We start from the raw sequence: 20,763 nt of genomic DNA, 5'->3' as shown, positions 1-20,763 counted from the left end.
AAATGTCGAAAAAAATACTGATATAAAGAATGATATCAGACCTTTATATGTGAGATAGTTTTCATGTATATCTAGTAAAAAAGAATGGTTATAAAGGTAAGTTTTACGATACATACTAACCAAGGTAGTGTATCCCCTTGTGAAGGCTTATTTTTGCCTTAAAGTTATGTGGAAATAAAAATCTAGATAGGGTTGTTTTTGGTCAGAATGAAGACAATATGTACTTTGAAAATAGTCATCTATTTTGTCTAAAGAGAGTTGTACGATTAGTGGACCGAAGTTGAAAGACGATAGTTTCTTACATTGTTAGAGGAATATAAGGATTACAGAATATTCGACTAACCCGTTACTACGGTCATTTTTGAGACTGTTTAAACAATAAAAAAGAAGGTGTTTTCCTCCTTAGCTACAATATCTTTTTAGTAAAGATAAGCTTAAGTAACCTCCGCTAAAGATTATATACTTAAATGATAAAGAGTTCAACAATAGTTCACATATTTTCCCAAAATTAAAAAACGGCTGTTTTATGTGGAATAAATCTACAAAACAGCCGTTTTTTTATATTAGATTTCTGTTAAGATTATTGGTTCGCCGCGTGTTACGACAACGGTATGTTCACATTGTGCAACAAGACTTTTATCAGGTGTAATGAATGTCCAACCGTCGTCACCACGCTCAATAATATGATCAGCTTTCATAGATATGAACGGTTCTACAGCGATAACAAGACCGTCTTTTAGAAGCGTATTATCCATTGGATCATAGTAGCTTAAAATGTGATTTGGTGCTTCATGTAAGCTAAGACCAATGCCGTGACCAGTTAAGTTTTGAATAACATTGTATCCACTTTTATGTGCGAAGTTTGAAACAGCACGACCAATTTGATTTTGTTTTGAGCCAGCTTTAACCTTTTTCATTGCTGCCCAAAATGCATCAACCGCTGCTTGGCAAAGCTTTTCTTTTGCCTCGTCTTCTCCAAGTACAAATGAAATACCTGTATCAGCATAATAGCCATCAAGTGCAGCAGATACATCGACGTTTACTAAATCGCCTTCTTTTAATACACGATCTCCTGGAATACCATGAGCAACTTCTTCATTTACACTAATGCAAGTTACACCTGGAAAATCATATTCTTTTTCAGGTGCAGAAATAGCACCATGCTCATCTAATACTTTTTTACCGATCAAATCAAGCTCTTTCGTTGTCATACCTGGCTTCGCTTGTTTTTTCATTTCTTCACGTGCAAGCGCAACGATGCGGCCGATTTTTCGTAAGCCTTCTAAATCTTGTTCATTACGAATAATCATGAAAACCACTGTCCTTCCTCGAATATATATCTTATCCGATTGTATCATGTTTATTTTCGTCCTGCTACTTGCTTGCGGTATGCGGGCTGATTCCTCTCACAAGGAATATATGACAATTGTCATATCGATGTCATGACGTATCATACTGTTTCCTAAGTTTTCCAGGTAATACAATGTAAATATAAGAAACAGTGGGGGTGGAGAGATGGAAAAGATTATTGAAGTAAATGGTGTTTCTAAAACATTTAAACATAAAAACGCAGTAAATAACGTTTCATTTCACGTGGATAAAGGAGAAATAGTAGCATTACTTGGACCAAATGGTGCGGGGAAGACGACGATAATTTCGATGATGCTTGGATTAAAAGATCCTACAGAAGGTACGGTTTCTATATTTGGAAAGAGTCCAAAGCAGAGAGGCGTTCGTAATAATCTTGGGGCAATGTTACAAGAAGTAAGTGTGATTGATAGCATTACAGTGGAAGAGGCAATAGAGCTATTCCGCAGTTATTATAAGAATCCTGTAGCGAAAGAAACGTTACTGCAGTTATCAAATTTAGAATCAGAGCGAAAGCAAAGATGTGAGAAATTATCAGGTGGGCAAAAAAGAAGGTTAAACTTTGCGCTTGCACTTGCGGGAAATCCGGATTTGTTATTTTTAGATGAGCCGACAGTCGGAATGGATATTACGTCTCGAAGAACGTTTTGGGAAACGATTCGAAAGTTAGCAAGTGAAGGGAAAACGATTATTTTAACGACGCATTATTTAGAAGAAGCAGATGCTTTAGCAAATCGTATCTTATTATTTGCGAACGGAAAGATTATCGCAGATGGTACACCAGACGAAATGAAAGCAACGATTTCGAGAAAAACAATCACATTTTATTCGAAGGAAAGCATTCCTACAAAATTACTAAAGGAATTACCAAATGTAACAGAAGTAAAGTCAAACGAAGGACGCTTCATTTTAACAACGGAGGATACGGATGCAACTTTAAAAGCCATTTATCAAAGGAATTTACCTGTAACAGATGTTTCAGTTGAACGTGGAAGCCTTGATGAAGCATTTGAACAGTTTGTCGCAAATCAGAAGGAGGAAATCGCATGAGAGCGTTATGGATGCAATGCAAAATAGAAATTTTACGTACATTCCGCAATAAATTATTTATTTTTTTCTCATTATTAATGCCTGTTATGTTTTACTACATTTTTACAAATGTTGTTCAAGTACCACAAAACGGAGATGCGTGGAAGGCACACTATTTAATTTCGATGGCAACTTTCAGCATTGTAGGGACTGCACTCTTTAGTTTCGGTGTGAGACTTTCTCAGGAAAGAGGGCAAGGGTGGACACATCTTCTAAAAATTACACCGCTTCCAGAGGGAGCATATTTAACAGCAAAAATTATCGCTCAAACAGTAGTAAATGCTTTTTCAATATTAGTTATCTTTATTGCAGGGATACTAATTAATCATGTTGAGTTAACGGTAGGGCAATGGATTGGTGCGGGGCTATGGTTATTGTTAGGGGTAACACCATTTTTAGCATTAGGAACAGTAATAGGTTCCATTAAGAAGGCGGACGCAGCTGCTGGCTTAGCAAATATTTTAAATATGAGTTTAGCTATAGTTGGCGGGTTATGGATGCCGATTGAAGTATTCCCCAAAATATTAAGAACGATTGGTGAGTGGACACCGACATACCATTTCGGAAGTGGTGCGTGGGATATTGTAGCTGGAAAATCAATTGGATGGGAAAATATCGCGGTATTAGGAGGTTATTTCCTTATATTTGTTGTAGTATCAATATATATAAGAAAAAGACAGGAAGCGGTATAAATGATAGAGAAAAAGAGGATTGAGGTTTTTCCGAAACATATGGGGTTCTTTCCGTATATGTGGTTTGTTTATCTATTATTTCCAATTTATCACTTAGCGCAGGCATCAGGATGGAAGCTTGTAATAGGAAGCTGTATGTTGATAATTTTTATCGTCACATACCGTCAGCTTTATTTTGTTCAGAGAACGTTTGTTTTTTGGGCTTGTATTCAAATGGTACTCATCTTTTTATTTGCTTTATTTTATAATCCTTTTATGATATTTTTTGGCTTTTTCACAGCAAGTGCGATGGGATTTGCGCCAAATAAGAAAGTATTTCGAGTGCTGTTATGTTCGTTAGTTATAATGCTTGGAGCATTTTTATTTGTAAATATGAATCAACTAACAACTACAAGTTTAGTAAATATCGTTCCGATGTTTATTTTAATGCTTCTTACGCCATTTGGTATGCGCAATTTTAATCAGAAAAAGATGTTAAAGAACCAACTGAATGAAGCAAACGAGCAAATTAAAGACTTAGTAAAGCGTGAAGAACGGCAGCGGATTGCGAGAGATCTTCATGACACATTAGGGCATACGTTATCTCTTATTACTTTGAAAAGCCAGCTTGTAGAGAAGTTAATTGTGAAAAATCCAGAGCGTGCAAGTGTGGAAGCGAAGGAAATTACACAAACGTCTCGTACAGCCTTAAAGCAGCTGAGAGAATTAATTTCTGATATGCGTATGATTACGGTAGAAGAAGAGCTAGAGCAAATAAAGGCAATCTTACAAGCAGCTAATATTGAATTAGAAGTGAGGCAAGAAGCAAGCTCGAGCTCGTTATCACCAATTGAACAAAATATTGTCGGGATGTGTTTACGTGAGGCCGTTACAAATGTTGTAAAACATAGTAAGGCAAAGCGGTGTGCAGTTTCTGTATTAGAATCGCAAGGTGAGCTGATTTTGAAAGTAGAAGATAACGGAATTGGTTTAACAGATCAAAATCATGATGGAAATGGTATCCGCGGCATGAAAGAACGAATTGCTCTTATTGATGGATTTGTTGAACTAGGTACAATCAATCCAGGGACGTTGTTAACAGTAAAAGTTCCAGTTGTTATTAGAACAGGAAAAGATGAGGTGAGGGCATGATTCGAATTATTATTGCAGAAGATCAACGGATGCTTCGTGGTGCATTAGGTGCCTTACTTGATCTAGAAGATGATATCGAAGTAATTGGGCAAGCGGCAAACGGGGAAGAGGCGCTAAAATTAATTGAATCGTTAAAACCGGATATCAGTATTATGGATATTGAAATGCCAATTCAAAGTGGATTAGATGTTGCTGAAGCGTTAAAGAAAGAAAAATCACCATGTAAAGTTATGATTTTAACAACATTTGCACGGCCAGGATATTTTGAAAGAGCAATGAAAGCTGGCGTGCACGGCTATTTATTAAAAGATAGCCCAAGTGAAGATTTAGCAGCAGCAATTCGTAATGTAATGAAGGGGAAACGAGAGGTCTCCCAAGAGTTAATGTTCGGTCTATGGCAGGAGCAAAATCCGTTGTCAGATCGCGAAAAGGAAGTATTGTTGCTTGCGAAAGAAGGAAAGACGGCAAACGAAATTGCGAAGGCACTTTATCTTTCACCGGGTACAGTACGTAATTATATTTCTGAAGTATTAACGAAGCTCGATGCGAAAAATAGAATTGAGGCAATTACAATTGCGGAAGAAAAGGGTTGGATATAAGAAGAAGTTTACCTAAGAGGAGTAAACTTCTTCTTCTTTGTTATTGTACTTCTATTACCTTATTTACTTTTTGTAACGACTTGTAACCATGTGCTTCAAATGCCTTTGCAAATTCATTTGATACGGCAGTGCCATATAAATCTTTTGCAGCTTGTACGATGTGAGATTGAAGTGATTCAAAGTCTTCAGCGGAAGTTGCATAATTTTGCAATGCACGCATAACAACTTTGCTTACTTTTTCATTGCCTTGTTTTTGAACAGCAACACCGTTATATGTTTTACCTTCAGCTAATTGATATAATACGTGACTGATAATACCAGAATTCACGTGTGATTCTTGATTATTACCATCATTATAGAAATCTTTTAAATTTGTATATAATTTATGACCGCCGTCACCAATTTCCCTTGGGATATCACGAATTGTTAGGCCACCTAATGTATCGCCCATAATCCAGTTTCCTTTATCTTTCTTTACGTAATATTCGATTTGTGTACCCCAGAAATCCGCTAATCCCTCGTTTAGTGCAGATGTTTCAGCGTTTGGATATCTCACGACTTTATTTTTCGTCGTGCCACTGAATACAGCATGTCCAAATTCATGAGCTGTTACATCAAGAGCTGATGTTAGTTTGCCGTCTAAACCATCACCAAATACCATTTGGTTCCAAGCGGGATGCCAAAACGCATTTACATAGTCTTCTTTTATACCATCACTAACTTCAGTAGAATCAAAACCGTGTACACTAGCAACAACTTTTGAATCTTTATTATCGTAACTTTTTAGATTATGTTCTTTCTTAAAGTAATCATAAATATCACTCATGTTCTTCATAGCGCCCGCGGCTTCTTTATCTGCAAAATTAGGAGTGCTACTTGAAATTAGTGTCCCTGGATAACCAGCTTGACTATATCCCCCGAGGGAATCGGCGTAGTTTGCATTATAAATATAAATACCATTTCCGCGTGATAAATCCGCTAAATAAAATTTCCCATCAGTTCCTTTGGCAATATTGAAAGAGATGTTTTCTTGAAGTGCATTTTTCCCAGTTCCTTGCTCACTTGCAGTGGATAATCTAGGTGATGTTACTTGATTTATAGTCTTATTCTCTTTGTTTTTAATGAATTTTTCTTGGAAAAGTACTTCACCAGTTTTTAGATCAACGATAGCATTGCCATTTATAATTTGTTCATTGTTTTCATAAGTAAATGTAATAACAGTTGCGAATGTATAATAGCCATCTTTTTTCTTATAAACAACGGTTTCGCTAGAGAATTCTGTCTCAACCGCATCACTTGGAATTTGAACTATATCGCGTAATTTAGATTTCACTTCATTTTTCGACAAAAAATTTGTTATAGTAAGATTAGGTTGTTGATTTAAATTTTGAACAACTTTACCACTAACAGTTGTGATCACTCCATTTTTATCTACTTTTACAATGAGATCTTGGCCATATACTTTATAGTTTTTATATGTTTGTGCAAGGCGAACTTCGGTTTGATTTTCTTTGGTTTCTTTATTTGTAGGTTGGAAATCTACATTTTTTTCAGTAGTGACTTGTTCTTGTTGAGCTTTAGCCCCATCTACCTCACCTTTTAAATACTTTTTAGCAATATTTTCTTTCGTATCATTTTGAGGTTGTGTTAATTTCCCGATTGTTAAACCAGGCTGAGCAATTTCAACTTTGACTGCACTTTTGTCTAATTCTTGAGCATGAATAGCTTCTGTTGATAAAGGGTAAAGAAGACCGAATGTAACGAAAGCACTGGCAAGTTTTCTATAATTCATCTATAACACTCCTAATCTATTATTGTATGTGAGATGAATTGTATGAAAAATTTGCCGAATTTTATATATATTATGCATTATTTCATATCAAAAATTGTCGAATGCACATTATTGTAGTGGTATGACAACTTAAAAAATTAGATTGTTATAATGGGATGGTGAGTAAGTATGCAAGCAGAGAAATTAGGAAGTGAAATTAAAAAAATTAGAGTGTTAAGAGGACTAACACAAAAACAGTTATCCGAGAACATATGTCATCAATCGGAAGTAAGCAGAATTGAATCGGGTGCAGTATACCCAAGTATGGATATATTGCAAGGTATTGCAGCGAAATTACAAATTCCCATTATTCATTTTTATGAGGTACTCATTTATTCGGATATTGAAAGAAAAAAACAGTTTAAAGATCAAGTCATTATGCTTTGTAAGCAAAAAAGATATAAAGAAATTTATAATAAAGTATGGAATGAGCTGAAAAAGGAAGAATATCATCCTGAATTCCAGCAATTTCTTCAATGGCAATATTATGTAGCTGCTTACGTGTTGAAAAAAGTCGATTACGAATATTGTATTTTAGAATTAAAGAAATTGCTCAATCAACAATTGACAGGAATTGATGTATATCAGAATCTTTATATTGAAAACGCAATTGCAAACATTTATGCTGAAAATGGCTATTTGAAGAAGGGTATTGATTTATTTGAACAAATATTAAAACAATTAGAGGCATTGCATGATAATGAAGAATTTGACGTGAAGGTAAGGTATAATCATGCAAAAGCATTATACTTAGATAGTCGATATGAAGAATCACTTTATCAAGTAAATAAAGCGATTGAAATATCATGCCGAATTAATAGTATGGCATTAATTGGACAGCTATATTATCAAAGAGGTGAATGCCTAAGGAAGTTGGAGTATGAAGAGGCAGAGATTGAAGATGCATATAAGAAGGCAAGTTTCTTTTTTGATATATTAGAAATGCATGCATATAAAGAAGCGCTCGTAAATAAAATCAGCAGATAAACAACCTAAAAAGTGGATATGCATAATTGCATACAATGTGAATAAATTTTCATGATATATTAAAAGTAAAAAATGTGGGTGATGGAATATGAAGAAATTACTTATTGGTAGTTTATTAACGTTAGCAATGGCATGGGGTATTTCATTAGGTGATACAACATTAGAGAAAAGTCAAATAATTTCTCATAATGATCAAGAGGTACAAGTAGCTGCAGATTTACCTTTTGAGTTTTAAAAAACAACCGCCTTATTTAGACGGTTGTTTTTTTATGGAGTAACATCCAAACGTCTTTACTAGAAACAGGTTTGCTAATAAAGAATCCTTGAATGTGATCACAATTTTGTCTATGTAAAAATTCCCATTCTTCTTCCGTTTCTACACCTTCTGCAATCACTTCTAAATTTAGTTCTTTTGATAGTGTAATAATGGAAGAGACAATTGCTTCTTCTAAAGGACTATTTGTAATTCCACAAATAAACTCTCGAGCAATTTTTAATGTGTTGATTGGATATTTTGTTAAATAAGCTAAAGAACTATAACCAGTTCCAAAGTCATCGATTGAAATTTGAATGCCGAGATTTTGAAGCTGTTCTAGTTTTGCAACTACAGATTGATTTTGATTAATTGCGATGCTTTCCGTAATTTCAATATCTAGTGCTTCTGGTTTCAGTTCTGTTTCTTCTAACACCTTTGAAATAGTTGGGATTAAATCAGCATGGTTAAATTGAACAACAGATAAATTCACACCAACTTTTAAGTGAGAAAAACCTTGATTATGCCATCTTTTTGCCTCTAAACATGCAGTACGTAAAATCCAATTACCAAGTTCAATAATAAAACCAGTTTCCTCTGCTAGAGGAATAAATTGGGCAGGAGATACGATACCGAGTTTTGGATGCTTCCAACGTATTAATGCTTCAAAACCGATAATTTCTTTTGTTTTTGTGCTTACTTGTGGTTGGTATTCAAGGAAAAATTCATTTTGTTGTAATGCTTTTGAAAGTTCACCTTCTAAGAATTGAATTTCATTTTGAGCGATACTCATTTCTTTTGAGAAGAAAACAAATCTGTTTTTTCCATTTGCCTTCGCACGGTACATAGCCATATCAGCATTTTTCATTAACTCATTTACATCAGTTCCATAATCAGGATACATCGCAATTCCGATACTCGGTGTAATAGAGAGTTCTTCGCCTTGAATGAAGAATGGTTTGTTTAAAATAGTTAAAATCTGTTCAGCTATAAAAATTGCACTTTTTTCTGAGTACATTTCTGGTAATAGAATGGTAAACTCATCTCCACCTTGGCGAGCGACGACATCTTTTGAACGCAAGCAACCGCGTAGTCTGTTTGCTACTTCAATTAATAATAAATCTCCGACGTCATGACCAAGTCTATCGTTAATTTTTTTAAATCGATCTAAATCAAGGAACATGACGGCGACATCATTTGCGTTAGTTTGGGCTGTATTCAAAATGGCTTTTAAATCTTTTTCGAACTTTCGGCGATTTGGTAATCCAGTAAGTGCATCGTGAAAGGCTAAATGTTCTACTTGTTTTTGTTTTTCATATAAAGTGGTAATATCACGCGCTATCCCAAACATTCCGACCACTTCTTTGTTTATAAAAGTAGGGATAAGTGTAATATGGAGATAATAATAATAGCCTTCTTGTTCTTTTGTACGAACTTCTAACGTTTGTGGCTTACCTTCCTTTGTAATTTGTAAAGCCTTCTTAAGTAGTTCGTGGTCTTTTGAATCAATGAAGTGTACCAGAGAATAGCTTGCCACTTCGCAATAATAGGCAGTAAATAAGCTTTCGCATGCCTTATTAGATTGTTGAAAAATGCCATTCATATTTAAAGAGAAAACGGCATCGGGATGATCTTCGAATAAAGATTTATAGCGTTGTTCACTTTTTGATAATGCAAATGCACCTTCTTCAACTTCGCCCTCTAGTTGTGTAGTCAACTGTTCATATGTATGGATTAGTGCTTGATTATCTTTCCACATGTAAAGTTGCCGCAAGAATAACAAAATAAGTGATAACACGAGGCCGATTAACATGAATTTATCATCCCAAGGTTGAATGATAATAAAAGAAAAAGTAATAATTATACTAAAATAAGGTAGTATAAAACGTATATAATCGAATCGATAATATTTTGCTTTCGTTTCATGCTGCATTGGTTTATCCAAAATATATAGTATGGAAGAAAGTCCAATTAATAAAATAGAAGCAGTGTGTATTAAATAATTAATTTCAGCGGAAGTTTTCATCCCAAAATTCAATTGAAACAGATGAATATAACCGTATACGAGTATAATAGTGAAACCGATAATTAATGCGATTCTACTAGAAGAATATTGTTCTCTTCTATATAGGCTAATAACGGCGTAAATTACTAATGATTGTGCAATAAAATACCCAATTAAAATCCAAGTGTCCTTTGTTAACATGCGGAAGCTTGAAATATCTAAGATAAAAGTTAAGGTGAAATAAATGTTCATAATAATAATAAAGATGCTATCGAATGAGAATTGAGAAAGTCCCTTAATAGAGTAATTTTTTATAAACTTTATAGCAAATCCAACAAAGAGCAAAATATATTGTATGATAAAAAAAGGTAATGCTTTATATGAAAATATAGATTGATTATGCATGGAAATCGAACTAAGAAATAGGGTTATCTCCATAACTAATCCACATAGGCAAGTGCATAGTAATAAAATCCAAAATAGTTTATCACTGCGTTTCATTTTTTTAATAGCTTTATATAAACAGTGGCAAGAAAAAAGTGCAGCAAAACAGAATAAGAAAAGAATCCCAATTTCCTTTATATGCGACTCATTTGGAATAAAGAGTATCCAAAGAGCAAATATAGATATGTATATTATGACAAATTGTACATACTTTTTTTGATTAATCATATTATGACTCCGTTTCAATAAAGTTGAATCTCGGGGGAATGCTAATTTAAATAATAGCATATAAAATAGGATGTTTTTTACTATAAAAATTACTTTTTTGAAAAAATGGTGCAAAGTTACAATTTACCACTGTAACATTGCACCACTTATTCTTTTAATGCCTCTTATAGCAGAAAGTTCATCTATTAATCGGAATAGTGCTAAGTCTTTTTGTTTACTTTCAATCATAATATCGAAATTATGATTGTTTTTTTTTGCAACGTGTAAGAAGGGCTTAATAAACTCTAAATCGATATATTCAGCATGAGCCCTAAATTCTTTTTCCGATCTTGGGGAGGAAATGTGAACTTTAGGAGAGATATTTGTATGTGACCAAGTTTCAAAAATTGCAGGAAGCAACTCTTCTAGTGGTTGCTCGCAAAGATTGGCCATATGATGATGATAATCAAATACAAATGGGATATTTTCTTTTTGGCAAATTGATAAAGTTTCAGAAGTTGTATACGTTTTATCATCGTTTTCAAGGGTCATTTGTTTTTTTATATGTGCAGGAAGTTTTTTTATGTTTTCATGGAAGCGCTCAATTGCCTTTTCTTTATTTCCATAGGCTCCACCTACATGAATATTAATGTAAGAAGAATCTGCAATGCCTATAGCATCCAATATTTTATAATGATAAGTCATATCCGTAATAGCGTTAGTAGTAATATGTGGCTTGTCACTTGTAAATAAAGTAAATTGATTTGGATGAAAACTTATTCGTAAATTGTGTTCTTTAATTAAAGCCCCTATTTTACGCCAAAGTGGTGTGAATACCCCAATATAGTCAAACTCGACTTCGGGATGTGTTGCAAGTGGGACGATGGAAGACGATAGGCGATATAGCGGGATTTCATGCGCTATATTGTAATGAAGGATACGTATTGTGTGCTCTAAATTTTGCCTTATAACATGGTACAATTTGTCTTCTCGCTCTTGTTTGCTGAGTTTCTTAAAGCTTGTAAACGTCATTGTTTTGGCAGGAGAACAGTCCCAGAGTGCCATTGCATGTGAGACATATCCAAACCGCATAATCATATGAGATACACCTCTTTTATTCATTGTCTTTCCTATAAAAAGAAAGCAAGCATTGTTCCAATCCATTCTTTTCCTCTATCGATAAGAGAAGGTGGGTTTACATCGCTATAGGAAAGTACGGATGCATTCTCTAGATCTTCATGGAATTTATTTTTTACTGTTCGAATGAAATGTTTATTATATAACAGGCAGTTTATTTCATGGTTAATATATAAACTTCTCATATCAAAGTTTGCTGTTCCAATATCACAAATATCATCATCCACTATAATAATTTTGGCGTGAAAAAAACCTTGTTGAAATGCGTAAATATTGCAACCAGCCTGTATTAATTTTCGGCAGTACGGGAATTTTGCTTCTCGAACGAGAGGGTGATCAGCTTTTTCTGGAACGAGAATTGTGATTTGAACCCCTCTCTCTCTTGCTTTTAATAAGGCATTCATAATTTTTTTTCCAGGAATGAAATATGGTGTACCAATACAGATTTCTTTTTTTGCTCCGTTAATTAAATGTAAAAAAGTATGCTGTAAATAAGCACCATCAGTCGGAATAAATTGATGCATTATGGTACCTGGGTTTTGTTTTGGAAAATAAAGAGAAACATCCAATAAATTCTGTTTCGTATCATCAAACCAGTCATGCAAAAATTGCTTTTGTAAATCTTGAACCCCTTCTCCTGTAAGACGTAAATGATAGTCTCGCCATAATCCTAAATATTCATTATGCCCTAGATACTCTTCGCCGATATTAAAGCCCCCGATATAGCCAGTTTTCCCATCAATCACTGTAATTTTTCTATGATTTCTTTGATTGGCAGAAAAGAAAAGTAGAGGAAATTTTATCTTATGACAAAATGAAAAAGATACACCATGTTTTCGCAGGGAGCGAATAGCTTCGTTTGATAAATAATGGCTGCCAAATCGATCAAGTAAAAGTCGTACTTCAATTCCTTCCTGAGCCTTATCAATCAGCAACTTTAAAAATTCACGACTGATTTTATCGTTTTTTACAATGAAGAATAAAATATGAATGTGGTGCTGTGCTTGTTTTATATCAGTAAATAAGGCGTCATACAAATCTTTCCCGTATGTATAAAGGTGAAAATCACTTTGACGTAAAGGGAAAGTGCGAGAGCTTACCCGCTTTAAATGAAGAAGTCTCCCGTATGAAAGGTCAATTGTAATCCAAAGAGCAACGGATATTAACAAAAGAGATAAGTAGAGCATCAGTGAATTCCCTCCTTCGCATTCTTTTCACCTTCAGTGTGTTACAAATGATACGGGTAGCACGGTTGTTATTATAAATTTCATCAGAGGATAGTATGTCGCACTGATTAAAGTTTCACTTTATCCCGCTTTAACGGGCAGTAAGCTTCCTACTTCAAAAACTGATGAATAAGTAGAAGTTAGTTTGGAAATCAACTGCCCGTAAAAGCCCGATTGGTTCAACTAATAATCAGTGGGGGATGAACCACCCCTACAGATTAAAGTTTCACTTTATAGTTTCACCGAAATAAACAGCTTTATGAAAAAATGTGTTGTTCTATAACAAAAAACTGTTGACTGAATGCTCACTCATTATATAATGGGGGTAGGGGATATAATTCAGAAAATTATATATTTTTGAAGATTCTAAAAAGAAAGAGGGCTTACAAAGAGAGGGGTAGCATAAAAATGAATAGCTTACTGATCATTAATTGGCTGGCTGCCATTGCTGTTATTGCTTATGCAGGATATTTGTTTGTATATCTTATACGGACGAGAATAGCCTACATACAATTAGGAAAAAAAATTGAATTTGACCGTCGTTTTAAAGAGCGTTGGGATCTTCTTAAGGTCAATGTTTTCGGTCAGAAAAAGCTGCTGAAAGATAAGAAAAGCGGCATCATTCACGTTATGTTCTTTTACGGATTTATTCTTGTCCAATTTGGAGCAATTGACTTCGTTTGGAAAGGACTCGCACCAGGATCACATCTTCCACTTGGACCACTATACCCTGCATTTACATTCTTCCAGGAAATTGTCACACTTGTTATTTTAATTGCAGTATTTTGGGCTTTTCATAGACGTTATGTAGAAAAGCTTGTTCGTTTAAAACGTAACTTCAAATCAGGTCTTGTTCTTATCTTTATCGGTGGTTTAATGATCTCTGTGCTACTTGGTAACGGTATGGGACTTATATGGCATGGCGAGGAGCTTTCATGGAGTGAACCAATTGCTTCTGCAATCGCTTACGTTTTTAGCGGGATAAATGAAACCGTAGCCATTTCAGTGTTCTATTTCTCTTGGTGGGTGCATTTACTAATTTTGTTAACGTTTTTAGTGTATGTTCCACAATCAAAACATGCGCATTTAATTGCGGGACCAGCTAATGTATTTTTCGGTCGTATTTCAAATCCAGGGAAGCTTGAAAAGATTGATTTTGAAGATGAAACACAAGAAACATTTGGTGTTGGTAAAATTGAAGACTTTAGACAAAATCAACTTATTGACTTATACGCTTGTGTAGAGTGTGGCCGTTGTACAAATATGTGTCCAGCAACAGGCACAGGGAAAATGTTATCGCCGATGGACTTAATATTAAAACTTCGCGATCATTTAACTGATAAAGGGGCTGCGGTAACATCAAAAGCACCGTGGGTTCCAGTAGTTGCCTTCAATAATACACAAGGAAATCAGTTAGCGATGATGGCAGCTGGAAAAGGACAACAAGAATCAGCGGCTACAACGCTCGCTTACGATCCGAGTTTAATCGGAGATGTTATTACAGAAGAAGAGATTTGGGCATGTACAACGTGTCGTAACTGTGAAGATCAATGTCCAGTTATGAATGAGCATGTTGACAAAATTATTGATTTACGTCGATATCTCGTTTTAACAGAAGGAAAAATGGACGCGGAAGCACAACGCGCGATGACAAACATCGAGCGTCAAGGAAATCCGTGGGGTCTGAACCGTAAAGAGCGTGAAACATGGCGCCAAGGTGATGACGAAGTAACAGTTCCAACTGTAAAAGAAAAATCAAAAGCTGGTGAGGAATTCGAGTATTTATTCTGGGTTGGTTCAATGGGATCATACGACAACCGTAGTCAGAAGATTGCAATATCATTTGCGAAGTTAATGAACGAAGCAGGCATTTCATTCGCAATTCTCGGTAATAAAGAAAAGAATTCTGGAGATACACCACGTCGCCTCGGAAATGAATTTGTATTCCAAGAGATGGCGACAAAGAATATCGAAGAATTTGAAAAGGCAGGAGTGAAGAAAATCGTTACGATTGATCCTCATGCTTATAACACATTTAAAAATGAGTATCCGGACTTTGGCTTGCAAGCAGAAGTCTATCATCATACAGAATTGTTAGCCCAGTGGGTGAAAGAAGGGCGTTTAAAGCCTGTTCATGCTATTGAAGAAACAGTTACGTACCATGATTCCTGTTATTTAGGAAGATACAACGAAGTGTACGAAGCGCCACGTGACATTTTGAAAGCGATTCCTGGAGTGAATCTTGTAGAAATGGCACGTAACCGTGAGACTGGAATGTGTTGTGGCGCAGGTGGTGGCTTAATGTGGATGGAAGAAACAACAGGCTCTCGTATTAACGTTGCTCGTACAGAACAAGCATTAGCTGTACAGCCATCCATTATCGGTACAGGTTGTCCATATTGCTTAACGATGATCAGTGATGGCACGAAAGCGAAAGAGGTAGAAGAAAAAGTTCAAACTCTTGATGTGACAGAGATTTTAGAACGATCTGTTATCGGACAGAAAAAAGAAGCGATGTAGTTTATAAGAATGTATACAACTTTAGAAAGAGGTGCAATGATTGCACCTCTTCTCAACGTAGGGATACCGAGCGAGCGCTCAGTGTTAAAAAATGAAATGGGGGAAAGAAACATGAGTAAAACAGTTATTTTAAGTGCTGCAAGAACACCAGTTGGAAAATTCGGAGGATCTTTAAAAGATGTAAAAGCGACGGAACTTGGAGGAATTGCAATTAAAGCAGCGCTTGAAAGAGCAAATGTTGCAGCTAGTGATGTTGAAGAAGTTATATTTGGAACGGTTATTCAAGGTGGACAGGGACAAATTCCATCGCGCCAAGCTGCAAGGGCTGCAGGAATCCCTTGGGAAGTGCAGACGGAAACAGTCAATAAAGTTTGTGCATCAGGCCTTCGTGCGGTTACGTTAGCGGATCAGATTATTCGTACTGGCGATCAATCACTGATTGTAGCTGGTGGTATGGAGTCGATGAGTAACAGTCCTTACATTTTACGCGGAGCAAGATGGGGATACAGAATGGGCAACAACGAAGTTATTGATTTAAACGTTGCTGACGGTTTAACATGCGCATTTTCAGGTACACACATGGGTGTTTATGGCGGAGAAGTTGCGAAGGAAGATGGAATTTCTCGCGAAGCGCAAGATGAATGGGCATATCGTAGCCATCAGCGTGCGGTTTCAGCGCATAAAGAAGGACGTTTTGAAGAGGAGATCGTTCCAGTAACGATCCCGCAAAGAAAAGGCGATTCTATTGTCGTTGCAAAGGATGAGGCGCCACGTGAAGATACAACGATTGAAAAGTTAGCAAAGTTAAAACCTGTATTTGATAAGACAGCGGCGGTGACAGCTGGTAATGCGCCAGGCTTGAACGATGGTGGTGCCGCACTTGTATTAATGAGCGAAGACAGAGCGAAGCAAGAAGGAAGAAAGCCATTAGCGACAATTTTGGCGCATACAGCAATTGCAGTGGAATCTAAAGATTTCCCAAGAACGCCAGGTTATGCAATTAACGCATTGCTTGAAAAAACAGGCAAGACAATTGAAGATATCGATTTATTCGAGATTAATGAAGCATTTGCAGCGGTAGCAATTGCAAGTACAGAAATCGCAGGAATTGATCCAGAAAAATTGAATGTAAATGGCGGCGCAGTAGCGATGGGACATCCAATTGGAGCAAGCGGAGCGCGCATTATCGTTACACTAATCCATGCGCTTAAGCAGCGCGGCGGCGGAATTGGAATTGCTTCGATTTGTAGCGGTGGCGGTCAAGGGGACGCAGTGATGATTGAAGTTCACTAATTAAAGTTCGAGGGTATAAAATTTATTAACAATTAAGGGGGAAGAAAAAATGGGTGTACAAAACATTGTTGTAATTGGTGCAGGGCAAATGGGATCAGGAATTGCACAAGTATGTGCAATGGCAGGATATGACGTGAAGGTACAAGATTTAAAACAAGAGCAATTAGATAGAGGTTTGGCTATCATTACGAAAAACTTAGCGCGCCAAGTAGAAAAAGGACGCATGAAGGAAGAAGAGAAGGAAGCGACATTAAATCGTCTTACAGTAACGCTTGATTTAGATTGTGTGAAAGAAGCGGATCTTATTATTGAAGCAGCTGTTGAGAAAATGGATATTAAAAAGAAAATCTTTGCGAATCTAGATGAAATTGCTCCAGAACACGCAATTTTAGCGACGAATACGTCATCTCTGCCAATTACAGAAATTGCAGCGGTAACGAAGCGTCCGGAAAAAGTAATCGGTATGCACTTTATGAATCCAGTTCCAGTTATGAAGCTTGTTGAGATTATTCGTGGTTTGGCTACAGATGATGCGGTATATGAAGCAATTGAAGATATTACGAAAAAAATTGGGAAAGTACCAGTTGAAGTAAATGATTTCCCAGGTTTTGTATCAAACCGCATTTTGTTACCGATGATTAACGAAGCAATTTATACGTTATATGAAGGTGTAGCGACGAAAGAAGCAATTGATGAAGTAATGAAGCTGGGTATGAACCATCCGATGGGGCCTTTGACGCTCGCTGATTTTATCGGTTTAGATACGTGTTTATACATTATGGAAGTGTTGCATGAAGGATTAGGAGATAGTAAATATCGCCCATGTCCGTTATTACGTAAGTATGTGAATGCAGGATGGTTAGGTCGTAAAACAGGTCGTGGATTCTACGTTTACGAATAAATTCCCCCTTTGTTACAAAATAGTGGTCTTACCAAATTGTTAAAAGGATATATAGCAAATGGAGGCGGAGTATATGAACTTTCGTTTTAATGAAGAGCAGCAAATGATGAGGAAAATGGTTCGGGATTTTGCACAGAAGGAAATAGCTCCCTTTGTTCCTAGTATGGAACAAGGGGTGTTCCCAAAAGAGGTTTTACAAAAGATGGGTAATCTTGGATTAATGGGGATTCCAGCGCCTGCAAAATACGGCGGGGCAGAAATGGATTTTATTTCTTACATTCTAGCAATTGAGGAAATCTCAAAGGTAAGTGCAACAGTTGGTGTAATTTTAGCTGTACATACGTCAGTTGGAATGAATCCGATTTTATATTTCGGAACAGAAGAACAGAAGAAAAAATATGTTTCTAAACTTGCAACCGGGGAATATTTAGGCGCATTTGCTTTAACAGAGCCAAATGCAGGATCGGATGCAGGGAGTTTGAAATCAAGAGCTGTAAAAAAAGGCGATCATTATATTATTAATGGATCGAAAGTGTTTATTACAAATGGTGGTGAAGCAAGTACGTACATTGTATTCGCTTCTACAAATCCAGATGCAGGAAAAAGTGGTATTTCTGCATTTATAGTAGAGAAAGATACACCTGGTTTAATCATCGGAAAAGATGAACATAAGATGGGGCTTCTCGGTTCTCGTACGGTACAACTTACTTTTGAAGATATGAAAGTGCCAGCTGAGAATTTACTTGGGGAAGAAGGACAAGGATTCAAGGTGGCAATGGCGAATTTAGATGTTGGGCGAATTGGAATCGGTGCACAGGCGTTAGGAATTGCTGAAGCGGCGCTTGCATGTGCGATTGATTATGCAAAAGAACGAGAGCAATTTGGGAAACCAATTGCGGCGCAGCAAGGGATTGGCTTCAAACTTGCAGATATGGCAACAAGTGTCGAAGCAGCAAGGTTACTCGTATATAGAGCGGCGTCTCTTAGGGCACAAGGATTACCATGCGGTAAAGAAGCATCTATTGCGAAATTATTTGCTTCTAAGACAGCGGTTGAAGTCGCGATTGAGGCGGTGCAAGTATTTGGTGGTTACGGTTATACGAAAGACTATCCAGTAGAACGATTTTTCCGTGATGCGAAAATCACGCAAATATATGAAGGAACAAGTGAAATACAGAAACTTGTTATTAGCCGTGCTTTATAAAAGGGCGAGGGGGAGACGGAGATGCATTTTAAACTATCAGAAGAACATGAAATGATAAGAAAAATGGTTCGAGATTTTGCTAAAAATGAAGTAGCACCAACAGCAGCTGAGCGTGATGAGGAAGAGAGATTTGATCGAGAGTTATTTGATCAAATGGCAGAGCTTGGTTTAACCGGTATTCCGTGGCCTGAAGAATACGGAGGAATTGGAAGCGATTACTTAGCATACGTAATTGCTATTGAAGAATTATCTCGAGTTTGTGCTTCAACAGGTGTAACACTATCTGCACATACTTCACTTGCGGGATGGCCAATTTTTAAATTTGGGACAGAAGAACAAAAGCAAAAGTTTTTACGACCGATGGCTGAAGGGAAGAAAATTGGTGCATACGGCTTAACGGAGCCAGGATCTGGATCGGATGCTGGTGGAATGAAGACAATCGCAAAGAGAGATGGCGACCATTATATTTTAAATGGATCAAAAATTTTCATTACAAATGGCGGTATTGCTGATATTTATGTTGTTTTTGCGCTAACTAATCCTGAATCGAAGCAGCGCGGTACGAGTGCATTTATTGTAGAAAGTGATACACCGGGATTTTCAGTTGGGAAGAAGGAGAGCAAGCTAGGGATTCGCTCTTCACCAACGACTGAAATTATGTTTGAAGATTGCCGTATTCCTGTAGAGAATCTACTTGGAGAAGAGGGGCAAGGATTTAAAGTTGCGATGCAAACATTAGATGGAGGTCGTAACGGTATTGCGGCGCAAGCTGTTGGTATTGCACAAGGGGCTTTAGATGCTTCTGTAGAATATGCAAGGGAGCGCCATCAATTTGGAAAGCCAATTGCGGCGCAGCAAGGGATTGGCTTTAAACTTGCGGATATGGCAACAGATGTAGAAGCGGCACGCCTTTTAACATATCAAGCGGCTTGGCTTGAATCAGAAGGGCTTCCGTATGGAAAAGAATCAGCGATGTCAAAAGTATTTGCGGGGGATACAGCGATGAAGGTGACGACTGAAGCGGTGCAAGTATTTGGTGGTTACGGTTATACGAAAGATTATCCAGTAGAGCGTTATATGCGAGATGCAAAGATTACACAAATATATGAAGGAACACAAGAGATTCAGAGGCTTGTAATTTCTCGTATGTTAACGAAGTAGGAACGAAAGCGTAGGTATTTTCCTACGCTTTTTCCTTCCAAAAAATAATAGAGAGAGGTGAAGGTAATGGTTAAACATAATGTACATGCATCGGTGAAAGATGAAAAATTAGTTGCGTTAAGACGTGAACAAATGATTAAAGGTGCGGTGCAACTGTTTAAACAAAAAGGATTTCCGCGTACAACAACGAGAGAGATTGCAAAAGCGGCGGGATTTAGTATAGGGACACTTTATGAGTACATTCGTACAAAAGATGATGTTTTGTATTTAGTTTGTGATAGTATATATGAACATGTAAAAGAACGATTAGAGGAAGTAGTATGTACAGAAAAAGGGAGTATAGAAAGTTTAAAGATAGCGATAACGAATTACTTTAAAGTGATGGACGAATTACAAGAAGAAGTATTAATTATGTATCAAGAAGTACGTTTTTTACCGAAAGAATCTCTCCCATATGTATTAGAAAAAGAGTTTCAAATGGTAGGAATGTTTGAGGATATTTTAGAACAGTGTACGGAAAATGGAACGTTTATATTAAATAAAAAAGAAATACAGCTTCTTGCACATAATATTTTTATACAAGGACAAATGTGGGGGTTTAGACGCTGGGCGCTGCAAAAACTGTATACGCTTGAAGAATATACAGAAATGCAAATTAGGTATGTGTTGCAAGGTGCCCATATGCTTCCGAAATAAGGAACAGACAAATTATTAA

General features: G+C 36.5%; 17 protein-coding genes. 12 read left to right on the top strand and 5 right to left on the bottom strand.

The genetic code is table 11. From position 1 onward, the window contains the following. Positions 1 to 563: 563 nt before the first annotated feature. Complete coding sequence (map, locus tag DOS87_RS28995) at positions 564 to 1,358, bottom strand: type I methionyl aminopeptidase (protein WP_002083543.1); 795 nt, start codon at positions 1,356 to 1,358, stop codon at positions 564 to 566. Between the two features lie 157 nt (positions 1,359 to 1,515). Between map and DOS87_RS28990 the strand changes: the two genes are divergently transcribed. Genes DOS87_RS28990 through DOS87_RS28975 form a run of 4 tightly spaced genes read left to right on the top strand, consistent with a single transcriptional unit; the run spans position 1,516 to position 4,879 of the window. Then, positions 1,516 to 2,418 (top strand): ABC transporter ATP-binding protein, encoded by a 903-nt coding sequence (locus tag DOS87_RS28990; protein ID WP_000411121.1) that lies wholly within the window; start codon positions 1,516 to 1,518, stop codon positions 2,416 to 2,418. Then, a complete protein-coding gene (locus DOS87_RS28985) occupies positions 2,415 to 3,149 on the top strand; it encodes an ABC transporter permease (protein ID WP_001202431.1) in 735 nt (244 codons plus the stop codon). Before DOS87_RS28990 ends, DOS87_RS28985 begins: the two co-directional genes overlap by 4 nt. Further along, positions 3,150 to 4,280 (top strand): sensor histidine kinase, encoded by a 1,131-nt coding sequence (locus DOS87_RS28980; RefSeq protein WP_097980930.1) that lies wholly within the window; start codon positions 3,150 to 3,152, stop codon positions 4,278 to 4,280. Beyond that, positions 4,277 to 4,879 carry a response regulator transcription factor gene (locus DOS87_RS28975; RefSeq protein ID WP_000619243.1) on the top strand — a complete coding sequence of 201 codons (603 nt, stop codon included), beginning with the start codon at positions 4,277 to 4,279 and terminating at the stop codon, positions 4,877 to 4,879. Before DOS87_RS28980 ends, DOS87_RS28975 begins: the two co-directional genes overlap by 4 nt. A 40-nt stretch (positions 4,880 to 4,919) precedes the next feature. On the opposite strand, the gene DOS87_RS28970 is transcribed toward DOS87_RS28975, so the two are convergent. After that, positions 4,920 to 6,671 (bottom strand): M4 family metallopeptidase, encoded by a 1,752-nt coding sequence (locus DOS87_RS28970; RefSeq protein WP_098577941.1) that lies wholly within the window; start codon positions 6,669 to 6,671, stop codon positions 4,920 to 4,922. 168 nt (positions 6,672 to 6,839) lie between these two features. Between DOS87_RS28970 and DOS87_RS28965 the strand changes: the two genes are divergently transcribed. Beyond that, positions 6,840 to 7,697: a helix-turn-helix domain-containing protein gene (locus tag DOS87_RS28965; protein WP_001147494.1), complete on the top strand. Its 858-nt coding sequence runs from the start codon at positions 6,840 to 6,842 to the stop codon at positions 7,695 to 7,697. Positions 7,698 to 7,785: 88 nt separating this feature from the next. Beyond that, complete coding sequence (locus DOS87_RS28960) at positions 7,786 to 7,932, top strand: quorum-sensing peptide PapR (protein ID WP_000734733.1); 147 nt, start codon at positions 7,786 to 7,788, stop codon at positions 7,930 to 7,932. A 16-nt stretch (positions 7,933 to 7,948) separates the two neighbouring features. Here DOS87_RS28960 and DOS87_RS28955 read toward each other — a convergent pair whose 3' ends face one another. The 3 genes from DOS87_RS28955 to cls all read right to left on the bottom strand — a co-directional run bounded on the left by DOS87_RS28955 (position 7,949) and on the right by cls (position 12,930). Further along, a complete protein-coding gene (locus tag DOS87_RS28955) occupies positions 7,949 to 10,627 on the bottom strand; it encodes a DUF4084 domain-containing protein (RefSeq protein WP_002162962.1) in 2,679 nt (892 codons plus the stop codon). A 123-nt stretch (positions 10,628 to 10,750) separates the two neighbouring features. Next, positions 10,751 to 11,704, bottom strand: a complete 954-nt coding sequence (gene uvsE, locus DOS87_RS28950) for a UV DNA damage repair endonuclease UvsE (RefSeq protein ID WP_014895365.1) — start codon at positions 11,702 to 11,704, stop codon at positions 10,751 to 10,753. 32 nt (positions 11,705 to 11,736) lie between these two features. Then, entirely contained in the window at positions 11,737 to 12,930 is a 1,194-nt protein-coding gene (cls, locus tag DOS87_RS28945) for a cardiolipin synthase (RefSeq protein WP_000966425.1), read from the bottom strand. Between the two features lie 447 nt (positions 12,931 to 13,377). Here cls and DOS87_RS28940 point away from each other — a divergent pair, with 447 nt between their 5' ends. The 6 genes from DOS87_RS28940 (at position 13,378) to DOS87_RS28915 (ending at position 20,744) form a co-directional block, all read left to right on the top strand. After that, positions 13,378 to 15,489: a (Fe-S)-binding protein gene (locus DOS87_RS28940; RefSeq protein WP_001086753.1), complete on the top strand. Its 2,112-nt coding sequence runs from the start codon at positions 13,378 to 13,380 to the stop codon at positions 15,487 to 15,489. A 9-nt stretch (positions 15,490 to 15,498) separates the two neighbouring features. Continuing rightward, positions 15,499 to 16,782 (top strand): acetyl-CoA C-acetyltransferase, encoded by a 1,284-nt coding sequence (locus tag DOS87_RS28935; RefSeq protein ID WP_002083553.1) that lies wholly within the window; start codon positions 15,499 to 15,501, stop codon positions 16,780 to 16,782. A gap of 49 nt (positions 16,783 to 16,831) precedes the next feature. Next, positions 16,832 to 17,683 carry a 3-hydroxybutyryl-CoA dehydrogenase gene (locus tag DOS87_RS28930; protein ID WP_000538874.1) on the top strand — a complete coding sequence of 284 codons (852 nt, stop codon included), beginning with the start codon at positions 16,832 to 16,834 and terminating at the stop codon, positions 17,681 to 17,683. Between the two features lie 73 nt (positions 17,684 to 17,756). Then, positions 17,757 to 18,887: an acyl-CoA dehydrogenase gene (locus DOS87_RS28925; RefSeq protein ID WP_001011191.1), complete on the top strand. Its 1,131-nt coding sequence runs from the start codon at positions 17,757 to 17,759 to the stop codon at positions 18,885 to 18,887. A gap of 21 nt (positions 18,888 to 18,908) precedes the next feature. After that, positions 18,909 to 20,048 carry an acyl-CoA dehydrogenase AcdA gene (acdA, locus tag DOS87_RS28920; protein ID WP_000545547.1) on the top strand — a complete coding sequence of 380 codons (1,140 nt, stop codon included), beginning with the start codon at positions 18,909 to 18,911 and terminating at the stop codon, positions 20,046 to 20,048. A gap of 66 nt (positions 20,049 to 20,114) precedes the next feature. Beyond that, positions 20,115 to 20,744: a TetR/AcrR family transcriptional regulator gene (locus DOS87_RS28915; protein ID WP_000238594.1), complete on the top strand. Its 630-nt coding sequence runs from the start codon at positions 20,115 to 20,117 to the stop codon at positions 20,742 to 20,744. Positions 20,745 to 20,763 lie beyond the last annotated feature (19 nt).

The organism is Bacillus sp. CR71 (genome assembly GCF_003429245.1).
GTDB lineage: Bacteria > Bacillota > Bacilli > Bacillales > Bacillaceae_G > Bacillus_A > Bacillus_A thuringiensis_S.
The sequence above is the reverse complement of the archived record's forward strand: the minus strand, read 5'-3'. Positions and strand labels throughout refer to the sequence as shown.

What these genes read in the sequence shown, in the direction of transcription:
- DOS87_RS28940 (WP_001086753.1), top strand. Translation starts at nt 13,378, where the DNA reads ATGAATAGCTTACTGATCATTAATTGGCTGGCTGCCATTGCTGTTATT.
- DOS87_RS28925 (WP_001011191.1), top strand. Translation starts at nt 17,757, where the DNA reads ATGAACTTTCGTTTTAATGAAGAGCAGCAAATGATGAGGAAAATGGTT.
- cls (WP_000966425.1), bottom strand. Translation starts at nt 12,930, where the DNA reads ATGCTCTACTTATCTCTTTTGTTAATATCCGTTGCTCTTTGGATTACA.
- DOS87_RS28980 (WP_097980930.1), top strand. Translation starts at nt 3,150, where the DNA reads ATGATAGAGAAAAAGAGGATTGAGGTTTTTCCGAAACATATGGGGTTC.
- DOS87_RS28985 (WP_001202431.1), top strand. Translation starts at nt 2,415, where the DNA reads ATGAGAGCGTTATGGATGCAATGCAAAATAGAAATTTTACGTACATTC.
- DOS87_RS28970 (WP_098577941.1), bottom strand. Translation starts at nt 6,671, where the DNA reads ATGAATTATAGAAAACTTGCCAGTGCTTTCGTTACATTCGGTCTTCTT.
- acdA (WP_000545547.1), top strand. Translation starts at nt 18,909, where the DNA reads ATGCATTTTAAACTATCAGAAGAACATGAAATGATAAGAAAAATGGTT.
- DOS87_RS28930 (WP_000538874.1), top strand. Translation starts at nt 16,832, where the DNA reads ATGGGTGTACAAAACATTGTTGTAATTGGTGCAGGGCAAATGGGATCA.
- DOS87_RS28960 (WP_000734733.1), top strand. Translation starts at nt 7,786, where the DNA reads ATGAAGAAATTACTTATTGGTAGTTTATTAACGTTAGCAATGGCATGG.
- uvsE (WP_014895365.1), bottom strand. Translation starts at nt 11,704, where the DNA reads ATGATTATGCGGTTTGGATATGTCTCACATGCAATGGCACTCTGGGAC.
- DOS87_RS28935 (WP_002083553.1), top strand. Translation starts at nt 15,499, where the DNA reads ATGTATACAACTTTAGAAAGAGGTGCAATGATTGCACCTCTTCTCAAC.
- DOS87_RS28990 (WP_000411121.1), top strand. Translation starts at nt 1,516, where the DNA reads ATGGAAAAGATTATTGAAGTAAATGGTGTTTCTAAAACATTTAAACAT.
- DOS87_RS28915 (WP_000238594.1), top strand. Translation starts at nt 20,115, where the DNA reads ATGGTTAAACATAATGTACATGCATCGGTGAAAGATGAAAAATTAGTT.
- DOS87_RS28975 (WP_000619243.1), top strand. Translation starts at nt 4,277, where the DNA reads ATGATTCGAATTATTATTGCAGAAGATCAACGGATGCTTCGTGGTGCA.
- DOS87_RS28965 (WP_001147494.1), top strand. Translation starts at nt 6,840, where the DNA reads ATGCAAGCAGAGAAATTAGGAAGTGAAATTAAAAAAATTAGAGTGTTA.
- DOS87_RS28955 (WP_002162962.1), bottom strand. Translation starts at nt 10,627, where the DNA reads ATGATTAATCAAAAAAAGTATGTACAATTTGTCATAATATACATATCT.
- map (WP_002083543.1), bottom strand. Translation starts at nt 1,358, where the DNA reads ATGATACAATCGGATAAGATATATATTCGAGGAAGGACAGTGGTTTTC.